Below are 11890 nucleotides of genomic sequence, written 5' to 3' on the forward strand. Positions count from 1 at the left end.
TCCGGACGGCCGTCGACCGGCGTCGAGGTCCGTTAGTAAGTGAGTACCCAGTTACTACTGTTCCACCGCGGGCTTCGGGGTGTCAAGAACGGGCCCGCCGGGGGCCGGGTCCAGGGTCGCGAGCAGCAGGTGCGTGTCCTGCTGGAAGACCCTGATCTCCGCGACGAGCCCGTCCGCGACGGAGAACAGCTCGACGACGTCGACGGTGGCGGCGCGGCCCGTCCTCCTGGCCGTCCAGGTCTGCGTCGTGATCTGCACGGCCCCGTCGCCGCACTCGAGGATCCGCGGACGCACGATGGCGCGCTCCCAGTGGCGCGCGAACTCCGCGCCCATCGCGGCCATGCCGGCGCGGCCGTGGTGCCGGCCGCCGTGCGGCAGCGACGCCGGCTGCTCGATGCTGAACCGCGGATGGAGCAGCGCGAACGCCCCGTCGGCGTCGCCGGCCCGGAACCGCCGCGCCATCTCCCCGACCAGTTCGACGGCGCTCATGCCGGCTCGCCCTCCGGCCGCCGGGCGATCTTCGCCGCGAGCAGCCCGTCGATCTCCGCGCGGCCCAGCCCCAGCTCGGTGAGCACCTCCACCGTGTGGTCGCCGACCCCGGGGAGCATCAGCCGCGGGCCGCCGGTCACGGGACCGCACCGCAGCAGCGGGCCGATCTGCTCGAAACGCCCCCAGTCCGGCGTCTCGTAGGCCGCCACCCGGCCGAGCCCCCGGTTCACCGGGTCGTCGAGGACGGCGCGCCGGAAGCCGTCCCGGTCCAGCGGCTCGATCGGCTCGGCGGGCAGCCCCAGGCCGCGCAGCCGGTCCGCCCACACGGCGGCGGGCGCCGTCGCGAACGCCGCCTCGAGCACCGCCTCCGCCTCCCGCGCGGCGGCGTCGGCGGGACCGCCGCGCAGCGGCGCGTACGTCTCGGGCAGCGCCCCGGCCTCCGGAAGGGCCGACAGCCGCCGCCATCCCCCGGGGCCCGGGACGACGAGCGCGAACCAGCGGCCGTCGCCTCCCTCGTAGATGCGGTAGCCGGGTCCGTAGCCCGTCTGCCGCGCGTCGAGTCCGGGGCCGCGCACCAGTTCCCCGTCCCGCAGGAACACGCCGCTCTGCAGCAGCATCCCGGCGCCGAGCAGGCTCGTCGCCACGCGGCGCCCCCCGCCGTCCACCGCGCGGGCGTACAGGCCGGCCAGCACGCCGGCGGCGGCGACCCACCCGCCCGCCATGTCGATCGGGATCCAGGTCGCCGCCAGCGGGGCGTTCCCCGCGCCGCCCACGGCCCGCTCGAAACCGGTCACCGCCTGCATGAGCGCGTCGTTGCCCGGGAGGGCGGCCCGGGATCCGGACGTGCCGAAGGCGCTGGCGTGGCAGTAGACCGCGTCCGGGTTCAGCCGCGCGACGGTCTCCTCGTCGATGCCGAGCCGCTCGGAGACCCCGACGCGGAAGTTGTGCAGGACGACGTCGGCCCACGTCAGCAGGCGCTCGACAGCGGGACGCGCCTCGGGCGCGCCGATGTCGAGCGCGAGGCTGCGCTTGCCCCGCTGGCACGCCGCGACGGCGTAGGCCGCGGCGCGCATGGCCTCGCCGCCGGGCGGCTCGACCTTGACGACGTCCGCGCCGAGGTCGGCGAGGACCTCGGCGGCGAGCGGACCGGCCACGAAGGCGGAGAAGTCCGCGACGCGCAGGCCGCCGAGCAGGCCCGCCGCCGGGCCGCCGCGCCGGTCCGGACGGCCGCCGGCGGGGGCCGCCGCGCCGAGCGGGCGCACCGAGATCGGCGAGCCGACGAGGACGTCGCGGTGGCCGCCGTCCCGCCGCTCGACGGCCAGCCCGATCCCGGCCAGATGGGGGTCGGCCAGCGCTTCGCCGGGGCCGAGGACGGGCTCGCACGCGACGCCCGCCGCCCGGAGGCGGGCGATCCACTCGTCCCGCGGCCGGGTCGCGAAGAACGACGTCCAGCGCGCGGCCCGCTCGCCGAGCCGCCCGGTCATCTGGTCGGTGTAGTAGCCCTCGGCGCTCGGCTCGTCGCCGAGGACGCCGATCAGCGTGGCGTACATCCCCTTGCCGCCGAACCACACCTGGATCAGCTCGCCGTCGGCGCAGCGGTAGAGGAAGTTCGGGAACGTCGAGCCCTTCTCCCAGTAGCCCTCGATCTCGGGCGCGGCGCGCTCGGACCGGCCGATCATGCAGCCGAGCGTGGCGAGCATCCCGTCGTAGAGGGACGTCTCGGCCCAGCCGCCGGCGCCCGTCCGCGCGCGGTGGCGCAGCAGGGCGAGCACCGAGCCGAGGAGCAGCGACGCCGTCCCCATGCCGGACGCCCGGACGTCGACGAAGATCGGACCGGCCCGGTGGCCGGCGAGCTGGGTGCAGAATCCGGCGCTCGCCTCCACCAGCAGGCCGAAGTCCTCGGCGGCGCCCTTGGCGGTCCGGCTCGGCCCGCACCGGGCGTGCACGAGCGACGGGTTCGCCGCCCGGAGGTCGCGGTGGCCGAACCCGCGCCCCTCCACGAGCGCCTCGGGCCCGTAGGCCAGGACGACGTCCGCGTCCCGGAGCAGCGCGAGCACCTCGTCCCGGTCGTCGGTGGCGACGATCTCCTTGTCGCGGTGCCAGGCCCGGCTCCACGTCAGGCCGCGGTCGATGGGGACCGGCTCCGTGCCGACCACCCGGACGACGGCGGCGCCGAGGTCGGCGAGCAGCATGCCCGGGACCCCGCCGGCGGGTCCGAGGCCGAGGTCGCTGGCGCCGGCGGCGAGTTCGACGACCGTGAGCCCGGCGCACGGCCGTCCGGCGGAGGCGTTCACGGCGCCGCCTCCGGGAGGACGAGGCGCGGGAGCACCTCTGCGGCGGCGAGCGCGACGATGCCGAGGGTGTCCTCCTGCGCGGCCGGGGAGACGACGATGTGCCGGGCTCCGGCGTCGACGAACTCCTGGAGGCGGGCCGCGACCTCCTCCGGGGTCCCGGCCGGGGCGATGCGGTCGAGCATGGCGCGCGGCTTGCCGCCGTAGGCGCGGCCGAGGAACGAGGCGGCCTCGTCGCGGGCGCGGTCGCCGTCGCGGCGGACGGAGCAGTACACGTACGCGGCCCATTCGAAACCGGTCAGGTCGCGGCCGGCGGCCGCCGCCTCGTCCCGGATGGTGCGCGCCGAGCGGCGGTAGGCGTCCGGTGACACGAGGTAGGGCATCCAGCCGTCGCCGAGCCGGGCGGCCCGGCGCATCGCCGGCTCCCCGCGGCCGGACACGAGCAGCGGCGGGCCGCCCGCCCGCATCGCCGGCGCGGCGGCGCCCGGCGGGCGCACCGGCCGCAGCTCCGCGTCGTCGAAGGAGAAGAACGTCCCGCGGTGGCTGACCGGGCCGCCCGCCCAGAGCGCCCGGAGGACCTCCATGGCCTCGTCGGCCCGGGGACCGCGCTCGGCGACCGGCACGCCGACGGCGTCGAACTCGGCGCGGAACTCGCCCCCGACGCCCACGCCGACCGTGACCCGGCCGCCGGAGCGGGAGTCGAGGTCGGCCAGCTGCTTGGCCGCGACCACCGGATGGTAGAGCGGCAGGACGAGGACGGCGGCGCCGACGCGCACCCGCTCCGTCCAGGCGGCCAGCAGGGCGAGGCGGGTGATCGCCTCGCCGGTCGCGCTCGGCGGCAGGACGTGGCCGCCCTGCCAGACCGACGCGAGCGGAAGGCGTTCGGCGGCGGCCAGCCAGCGCCGGTCCGGCTCCGGGATCGCCGCCGCGCCGAGGATGATGCGATCGTCCGACAACCCGGGCTCCTTCGCGAGTGGTGCTCGGGCCGGCGCCGGACGGCGCCGACCGCCCGAAGATAGCAAAGGCTCACTTTCTTACGTAAGCACCGTATAGTGAGCGAACACTCTCTTCATGGCCGAGCCCAGCGCCCACCGGAGGCCACGCATGGACGCGACGACGGGGATACCTCCGGCCGTCACCGAGGAGACCGGGCCCTTCTGGGCGGCGGCCGGCGAGGGGCGCCTGGTCGTCGAGCGCTGCTCGTCCTGCGGCGCCGAGTCCTTCCCGCCGCGCGGCGTCTGCCGCGCCTGCCGGGCCCGGACGACGGAGCCCGCCGAGATCACCGGACGCGGCCGGGTGTACAGCTTCACCGTCAACCACCAGCGCTGGCTGCCGGGCCTGGAGGTGCCGTACGCGGTCGTCCTGGTGGAGTTCCCCGGGCGTCCCGGCGTGCGGGTGGCGGGCCGGATCCGCGGCTGCGCGCCGGAGGAGACGGCCATCGGCATGCCGGTCGCCATCGGCTTCGAGCCGGGCCCCGGCGGCTGCGCCATCCCCAGCTTCCTGGCCGTCGCCGAAGGCGCCGGGCCGTGAGGGCCGCCGACCTGCTCGAACGGCGGGCCGTGATCTCCGGGGTCGGCCAGTCCGCCATCGGCCGCCGGCTCGACCGGTCGGGCCTCCAGCTCACGCTCGACGCCGTCCTCGCGGCCATCGGGGACGCCGGGCTGACCGTCGACGACATCGACGGCCTCGCCATGTTCCCGGGCGGCGGCGCGGCCAACCTGCCCGGCTACGCGGCCGGCGACCTCTACGAGGTCCAGGACGCGCTGCGGATCACGACGACCTGGCGGCAGGGGCTGGTCGAGGGCATGGCGCTGCCGTTCTACGGCGCCGCCCAGGCCGTCGCGACCGGCCAGGCCCGGCACGCCGTCGTCTGGCGCACCGTGAAGGAGGGCAGCGCGGCGCGCGCCGCCGGAGGGCGGCCGGCCTACGGCTCGACCAAGCCCGCCGCCGAGGGGCCGCTGGCCTGGCTGCTGCCCGTCGGGATGCTGTCGCCGGTCGTCCAGCTGGCCCCGTACGCGACCCGCTACATGCACGAGTACGGCGTCACCCGCGAGCAGCTGGCCTGGATCCCGCTGACCCAGCGGGCGCACGCGGCGCTCAACCCGGACGCCGTGTACCGCTCGCCGCTCACGCTCGACGACTACCTCGGCGCGCGGATGATCTCGACGCCGATGTGCCTCTACGACTGCGACGTCCCGGTGGACGGCGCCACCGCCATCGTGGTCTCGGCGGCCGAGACCGCGCCGGACCTGCGGGCGCCGGTCCGCGTCGAGGCGATGGCCGGGGTCGTCGAGGGCCGGCCGGCGTGGGAGCAGTGGGAGGACATGGGCCGCGTGGGGCACGGCGCCGCCCGCGCCATGTGGGCGCGCACCGACCTCCGCCCCGGCGACGTGGACGTGGCGCAACTCTACGACGGCTTCACCATCGAGGCCGTGTGGTGGCTGGAGGCCATGGGCTTCTGCGCGACGGGCGAGGCGGGCGCGTTCGTCGACGGCGGCGAGCGCATCGCCCTGGACGGCGAGCTGCCGCTCAACACGTGGGGCGGCCAGCTGTCCGGCGGCCGCCTGCACGCCGCCTTCGGCCACACGGCCGAGGCGGTGCGGCAGCTGCGCGGCGAGGCCGGCGGCCGGCAGGTCGCCGGCGCGCGGGTCGCGGCGGTGACCAGCGTCGGCGGCATCGAGGCGGGCGCGGCACTGCTGACCGGCTGGTAGCGGACGAGAGGGAGCGCGAGATGGCGGAGCGGGCGGGACGGGTCGAGGGCAAGGCCGCGATCGTCACGGGAGCCGGGTCGACGCCCGGCCCGGGGATCGGCACGGGGAAGGCGACCGCGGTCGCGCTGGCCCGCGAGGGGGCGGGCGTCCTGCTGGTGGACCTGCGTCCCGAGCGCGCCGAGGAGACGCGCCGGATGATCGAGGACGAGGGCGGCCGGGCCGAGGTGTTCGCCGCCGACGTCACCCGCGCCGCCGACTGCGAGGCGATGGTCCGCGCGGCCGTCGACGCGTTCGGGACGGTCGACGTCCTGGTGAACAACATCGGCCTCGCCTCGCTCGGGACGGTCGTCGACACGAGCGAGGCGGACTGGGACCGGGCGTTCGCCGTCAACCTGCGGACGGCCTTCCTCGCGTCCAAGTACGCGGTGCCCGTGATGGCGGCGCAGGGCTCGGGCTCGGTCGTCAACATCGCGTCGATCTCGGCCCTGCGGGGCGACGGGACCGTGGCGTACTCGGCGGCCAAGGGCGGCCTGATCGCCATGACGATCGACATGGCGTACTCGCACGGCCGGCAGGGCGTCCGGGTCAACGCGATCGCGCCCGGCCACATCACCACGCCGATGGTGCTGTCGGTGTCCGCGCCGGGGCCGCGCGCGGAGTTCATGAACGCGATGCGCGCGGAGGCGGGCCTGCTCGGGACGCCGGGCGACGGCTGGGACGTCGGCTGGGCGGCGGCGTTCCTGGCGAGCGACGAGGCGCGGTGGATCACGGGCACCGTCCTGCCGGTCGAGTCCGGGGTGCTCGGCGTGACGCCGCTGATGATGGCGCCGCACCTGCGCGCCGTCCCCGAACCGGACGCGTGACGCGTGCCCGGATGCGTGACCGGACGCGTGCCCGGACGCGTGACCGGGCGCGCCCATTGCGCGGCGCAGGCGGCGACCCTAGAGTAAGTGAGTGAACGCTTCCTAACAGCCGGGCGGAAGGAGCCACGCGAATGGCCGACCAGGACGCGGCGGGAGTCGCCCTCTGCGAGCGGTACGCGGTCGCCGACGTCGACTCCCACATCATCGAACCGCCCGACCTCTGGACGTCGCGCGTCTCGCCGAAATGGGGCGACCTCGTCCCGCACGTGCGGTTCCACGAGCGGCGGCAGGAGGACTACTGGTACATCGGCGACCAGAAGCTGTACGGCGCCGGGGCCTTCGCCCAGGCCGGCTGGCCCGAGTTCCCGCCCTCGCACCCGAAGCGGCTCTCGGACGCGCTCCCGGCGGCGCTCGACCCGAAGGAGCGCCTCGCCTACCTGGACGAGGTGGGCGTCTACTACCAGCTGCTGTATCCGAACATCCTCGGGTTCCACAGCCACATGTTCCTCAACCGGATGCCGCGCGAACTGGCGACCGAGTGCGTCCGGGCCTACAACGACTGGCTCGTGGAGTTCTGCTCGGCCGACCCCCGGCGGCTGATCCCGATGATGATGCTGCCGTTCTGGGACATCGGCGAGTCGGTCGCCGAGATGAGGCGCGCCCACGAGATGGGCCACAAGGGCGTCCTGTTCGCCGCGCGCTACGACAAGGTCGGCCTCCCCCGGCTGATGGACGACCACTGGGAGCCCCTCCTCGGCCAGGCCCAGGAGATGGGCCTCAGCATGAACTTCCACGTCGGGTTCCTCGCGGCCCCGGAGGACCTCAAGGGCGCGGTCGACCAGTCCAAGAAGCTCGACTTCACCCGGGAGAGCTCGCTGGTGCTGCTGGGCAACGCCCAGAACATCGCCGAGGTCGTGCTGAGCGGCGTCTGCCACCGCTACCCGGACCTGAAGTTCGTCTCGGTCGAGAACGGCGCCGGCTGGCTGCCCTTCCTCGGCGAGACGATGGACTGGCAATGGCTGAACGTCGGCGCGCACAAGGACTACACCGACCGGATGCTCCCGAGCGAGTACATGCGCCGGCAGATCTTCGGGATGTACTGGTTCGAGCGCAAGTCGGTGCGGGCCGTGATCGACGAACTCGCCGGCAACCTCATGTTCGAGACCGACTTCCCGCACGCCACGAGCCTGTCCCCCGGCCCCGCCTCGGAGTCGCCGAGCCCGCGCGACGTCATCGAGGAGTCGCTCGCCGGCATCCCGGACGAGATCGTCGGCAACGTGCTCCAGCACACCGCGACCCGGCTCTACGGCCTGGAGCCCCCGGTGCGGGGCTGACGGTCGCCGCCGGCCGGGGCCCGTCCGCTCACAGGCGGGCCTCGGCGGGCAGCGCCGCCGCCCGCGCCCCGGCGTCCCCGAACGCGCGGATCATGGCGTCCTGCGTGAACGAGGCGAGCAGCCGCCCGTCCTCGGTCAGCACCTGGCCGCGGACGTGGGCCATGCCCGCACCCGCGTAGGCGCTCTCGTGGTGGTAGCGGATCCAGCCGCCCCACTCCACCGGGTCGTGGAAGCTCACCGCGATGGCGAGCGGCGCCGTGGAGAGCGTGCGGTGCGCCTGGGACGTGCCGACCCCGGGATGCGGGCGCATCGCCGCGGAGACGGACAGGTGGCCGGTGAAGTGCGCCAGCAGCGCGCGGCGCAGGTCGTCGCGCTCCGGCACGGTCTCGTAGCGGAGCCAGGCGTCCAGGGTCGGCGGCCCGACCTCGTCGGGGCTGTTGTGATCGCGGACGTCTTCGAGGCGCACCTCCCTGCCCCGCAGCGGCATGCGGACGGGGTGCGCGGCGCCCGGCCCGGCCGCGGGCGGGCCCGTCCACCGGTCGTGCCGGATGACGTCGGGCTGCGGGTGGTCCAGCAGCACGCTCGCGGCGGCGCGGGTCCGCCCGCCCTGCCGTACGGCGACCGTGGCACTGGCGAACAAGCGCCCCGCCCGCACCGGCGTGACGGCGAACTCCAGCGGCCGTTCCGGGTCGGCGGCGGAGACGAACATCGCGTGCGCCGAACGCACCGTCCGGCCGGGGAGGGCCTTGCCCGCCGCCACCAGGCACTGGGCGAGCAGCTGGCTGCCGTCGACGACCCGCCGCCCCCCGCCGTCGCCGTCCCCCAGGAAGCGGACCGCCCGCTCCCCGGCGCTCTCAGCGGGCTCTATGGGCTCTGCGGGCTCGACGTCGAAGATGGCGATCATCCGGTCGAGCGACGACTCCGTCACGGCGACTTCTTCGTGGGCGAGGCCGACGGCGACGCGCTCGGCACCGGCTTGCCGTCGAGGTCGGTGGCGGACTCGGCGCCCACGCTGAGGGTCGCCGGCGCCTTCGAGACCAGCCAGCGCCCGCGCTCCCGGGCGAGCTCGAAGCGGATCACGGTGCCGGTCAGGTTCGAGATCCCCTTGCTGTTGGTGACCTTGCCGTTCAGCTCGACGATCACCGAGGCGGCCGTCGCGCTCACGTCGGCCACGTAGACGCGGGTGACGCGGGACGTCCAGACCAGCTTCCCTCCGGTGATGATGGCCGAGATCGTGTCCCGGCTCTGCTTCGCCTCGGCGGCCAGCTTCCCCGTCATCACCGACGACTGCCGGGTCAGGTACTGGTCGACCTGCCGGTAGTCGTAGTTGTAGAGGGTGTTGGCGATCTCGCCGGCGCGGACGGCCACCTGCCTGCGCGGCGCGTCCTCGTCCGCGCTCGTCGCGCGCCCGGCGAAGAACCCCGAGGCGCCGACGGCCGCGGCGACCAGCACCGCGAGGGCGGGCGCCGCCCAGCGGCGGAGGCCCGGCACGGGACCCGGCCTGCGGCGGAGGCGCCCCTTCGCGGGCTCGTCCTCTCCGGCGGCGGGCTTCTCCGCCTCGGCCGCGGGCTCGGCCTCGGCCTCCTCCTCGGCCGCGGTCTCCTCCTCGGCTTCGCTCTCCTCCTCGGCTTCGGTCTCCGTCCCGGCCTTCTCGGGCTCGTTGGCCTTCTTCCGCTTCCCGGTCTTCTCCCGCTCTTCGGCCTTGCCCTCCTGCGGGCCGGACGCGGGGCCGGCGGCGGACTCGTCCCCGCCCTCCGCCGGCTCCGCGGCGATCCGCGCTCCCTGCAGCAGCCGCTCGAACAGCTCCCGCAGGTCGTCCTCGTACTCGGGCTCGACCCGCGTTCCAGGCTTCTTCGCCGGTTCGGACGTCATATCAGGCTCCAGGGGTGCGTCGGCGCAGGGTCTGCCAGACGACGGCGAGCGTCCGGCGGGTGGTGAAGATCAATATCGCGAGCGCGATCAGGGCCGGGGTGTAGATCAGCCACGGGCCGCCGCCCGAGTCGTGCTCCTTGCCGGAGGCGTTGCGGACGGCGACGTCGTCCGGCGTCGCCGCGGCCCAGGAGTCCGGGGACGCCCCCGCGCCGTTCGCCGCCGCGCCCTTCGCCGCCCTCTCCGGCGCGGGCACCCGGACGCCCGAGCACGCCGGTATCGAGCCGACGTCCGGCAGGGGCTTCAGGTTCTTGTACTCGGGGGCCGGCGCGGGCTTGTCGCCGGTGATGATGAAGTCGATGTGCAGGCTGGCCGGCTCCTCGTCCGGCGGGGCGACCATCTCGAGCACCTTGACCATCTCGGTCGCGTGCGACTCGGCGTACTCCAGCGACTCGATCGACCGGTCGTCGAGGACGACGGGCATCGCGGTGCCGAGGTTCCTGAGCGTGCAGCCGTTCTGCGCCCGGGTCCGCGACAGGATCCTCTCGAACGTGCCGAGCAGCCCGGGGGCGTCCTCGGTCAGCCGCTTCAGCTCCGTGTCGCTCCGCGCGAGCGAGTCCACGACCCGGGAGAGGTCGTCGAGCCCGCCGGCCAGCTCGCCGCGCTTCGCGGTGAGCAGCGTCGTGGTCGTCGTCATCTCGCCGATCAGGCCGTCGAGCAGCTCGCTGTTCGCGGCGAACGTCCCGGTGAGCTGGCCGGTGCCGTCCAGGATCTTGCGCAGCGAGTCCGACCGCCCGTCCCAGCCGGCCGCCAGCTCGCGGCTGAAGGTCCGCAGGTCCTGGGCGTTCAGGCCGGTGACCGCCTGGTTGGCGGCGGTGAACAGCTCGTCGTAGGACGCCGCGACGCTGGTGCGCGACAGCGGGATCACCGCGCCGCGGCGCAGCGGCGGGCCGCCGGCGGTGCCCGGCGGCAGTTCGAGGCTGACGTACGGCTCGCCGATCGCCGACTTGCGGCCCGCGACCGCGACGGCGTTGCCGGGGATCCGCTGGCCGCGGTCGATGTCCAGGTCGGCGATCACCTTGCGGCCCTCCAGCCGCACCGAGTGGATCTTGCCGACGCCGACGCCGAGGTAGCCGACGTCGAAGCCCGGCTGCAGGCCGGGCGACGACTCGAACTCGACGCCGAGCCTGTAGTAGCGCTCCGGCACGTTGACCGTGACCACGTTGCCCAGGGCCCAGGCCGTCAGCACCACGCCGAGTACGCAGAAGACGGCGAGGTTGACGATGATCCGCCGGGTCATCCCGACCGCCTCTCCATCAGCTTGTTCAGCGAGGTGAACAGCTGGGCCGCCTGCGGCGGACCGGGCGCGGCCCGGGTCTTCCCGCTCATGACCGGCCTGAGCACCGGATAGGTGAGCAGCTGGCCGTTGAAGACGCCCTTCGGAAGCTTCGTCACGAAGTTCTCCATCTTGGCGATGAGCCCGCCCAGGTTGGAGTCGTCGGCGGCGACCGTCTGGAGGAGCGGGCCCAGCTGCCGGACCAGCTGCCTGATCTCGCCGACGCGCCCCAGCAGCACCGTGTCGTCCATCGCGCCGACCAGCTTGGTGATCTTGTCGAGCGTGTCGATCATCTCGTCCTTGTTCCGCTCCAGGACGCGGGTCGCCTCGGCGAGGCCGCCCGGGAGCCTCCCGAGCTGCTTCTCGTTCGCGGCCAGCGTGCGCCCGAGGCTCGCGAAGTGCGTCAGGGCCGAGTCCAGCTGGGACCGCTGCGCGGCGAACAGCGCGACCAGGTCGTCGACCTGGCGCGTCATCGTGCCGAGCTGCTCGCCCTTGCCGCCGAACGCGGTCGCGCCGGCGTCCACGATCGTCCCGACGTCGCCGGTCGAGACCGCCTCCAGCAGCGGCGCCGCCTTGCCCACCACCTGCTCGAACGCCGGCACCACACGGGTCGCGGACAGCACGGTGCCGTCGGCCAGGAACGGCCCGCTGTTCAGGCCGGTGCGCGGCGGGAGGAGCCCCACGAAGTTCTCGCCGAGCAGCGAGGTGATCGACAGCTCCGCGGAGGTGCCCCGCGGCACCTTGAGCCCGTCCTTCAGCGACATGCTCACCCGGACCCGCGAGCTCGCCCCGGTGCCGATGAGCTCGATCCCGGTGACGGTGCCGATCCGCACGCCGTTGATCTGGACGGCGTGCCCGACGGCGAGGTTCTGCACGTCGGTGAAGTCGGCGGAGAGCCGCATGCCGCCCTGCGGAGACCCGGCGGTCTGGTAGGAGCAGCCCGAGACCGCGAGCGCGGCGGCCAGCGCGGCAACCACGATCATCTGCTTCATGACGG

The 11890-nt window shown here is 74.7% G+C and carries 11 protein-coding genes; 4 read left to right on the forward strand and 7 right to left on the reverse strand.

Going from position 1 to position 11890, the window contains the following annotated elements:
- Positions 1-54: 54 nt before the first annotated feature.
- From ACA511_RS26585 to ACA511_RS26595, 3 genes are read right to left on the reverse strand one after another with little or no spacing between them, the layout of a single operon-like run.
- A complete protein-coding gene (locus ACA511_RS26585; RefSeq protein WP_375027326.1) occupies positions 55-489 on the reverse strand; it encodes a nuclear transport factor 2 family protein in 435 nt (144 codons plus the stop codon).
- Positions 486-2783, reverse strand: coding sequence for a CoA transferase (locus tag ACA511_RS26590; RefSeq protein ID WP_375027327.1), 2298 nt, complete (start codon positions 2781-2783; stop codon positions 486-488). Before ACA511_RS26590 ends, ACA511_RS26585 begins: the two co-directional genes overlap by 4 nt.
- Positions 2780-3736 carry an LLM class flavin-dependent oxidoreductase gene (locus ACA511_RS26595; protein ID WP_375027328.1) on the reverse strand — a complete coding sequence of 319 codons (957 nt, stop codon included), beginning with the start codon at positions 3734-3736 and terminating at the stop codon, positions 2780-2782. The genes ACA511_RS26590 and ACA511_RS26595 overlap by 4 nt, the downstream gene beginning before the upstream one ends.
- Positions 3737-3884: 148 nt before the next feature.
- Here ACA511_RS26595 and ACA511_RS26600 point away from each other — a divergent pair, with 148 nt between their 5' ends.
- The 4 genes from ACA511_RS26600 (at position 3885) to ACA511_RS26615 (ending at position 7688) form a co-directional block, all read left to right on the forward strand.
- Positions 3885-4310 (forward strand): Zn-ribbon domain-containing OB-fold protein, encoded by a 426-nt coding sequence (locus tag ACA511_RS26600; RefSeq protein ID WP_375027329.1) that lies wholly within the window; start codon positions 3885-3887, stop codon positions 4308-4310.
- Positions 4307-5491, forward strand: coding sequence for a thiolase family protein (locus ACA511_RS26605; protein WP_375027330.1), 1185 nt, complete (start codon positions 4307-4309; stop codon positions 5489-5491). Before ACA511_RS26600 ends, ACA511_RS26605 begins: the two co-directional genes overlap by 4 nt.
- 20 nt (positions 5492-5511) lie before the next feature.
- Positions 5512-6354 (forward strand): SDR family NAD(P)-dependent oxidoreductase, encoded by an 843-nt coding sequence (locus tag ACA511_RS26610; RefSeq protein WP_375027331.1) that lies wholly within the window; start codon positions 5512-5514, stop codon positions 6352-6354.
- Positions 6355-6485: 131 nt separating this feature from the next.
- Positions 6486-7688, forward strand: coding sequence for an amidohydrolase family protein (locus ACA511_RS26615; RefSeq protein ID WP_375027332.1), 1203 nt, complete (start codon positions 6486-6488; stop codon positions 7686-7688).
- A gap of 28 nt (positions 7689-7716) precedes the next feature.
- Here the strand turns inward: ACA511_RS26615 and ACA511_RS26620 are convergent, their stop codons facing one another.
- The 4 genes from ACA511_RS26620 to ACA511_RS26635 are packed head-to-tail and all read right to left on the reverse strand — an operon-like array spanning position 7717 to position 11885.
- The gene (locus ACA511_RS26620) at positions 7717-8616 is read right to left on the reverse strand and encodes an acyl-CoA thioesterase (RefSeq protein WP_375027333.1); all 900 of its coding nucleotides are present in this window, start codon (positions 8614-8616) and stop codon (positions 7717-7719) included.
- Positions 8613-9560, reverse strand: a complete 948-nt coding sequence (locus ACA511_RS26625; protein WP_375027334.1) for a hypothetical protein — start codon at positions 9558-9560, stop codon at positions 8613-8615. The genes ACA511_RS26620 and ACA511_RS26625 overlap by 4 nt, the downstream gene beginning before the upstream one ends.
- Position 9561: 1 nt before the next feature.
- On the reverse strand, positions 9562-10857 hold the full coding sequence (locus tag ACA511_RS26630) for an MCE family protein (protein WP_375027335.1): 1296 nt from the start codon (positions 10855-10857) through the stop codon (positions 9562-9564).
- Positions 10854-11885, reverse strand: a complete 1032-nt coding sequence (locus tag ACA511_RS26635) for an MlaD family protein (RefSeq protein WP_375027336.1) — start codon at positions 11883-11885, stop codon at positions 10854-10856. Before ACA511_RS26635 ends, ACA511_RS26630 begins: the two co-directional genes overlap by 4 nt.
- Positions 11886-11890 lie beyond the last annotated feature (5 nt).

Origin of the sequence: Actinomadura sp. GTD37 (genome assembly GCF_041951365.1) — a bacterium.
GTDB lineage: Bacteria > Actinomycetota > Actinomycetes > Streptosporangiales > Streptosporangiaceae > Spirillospora.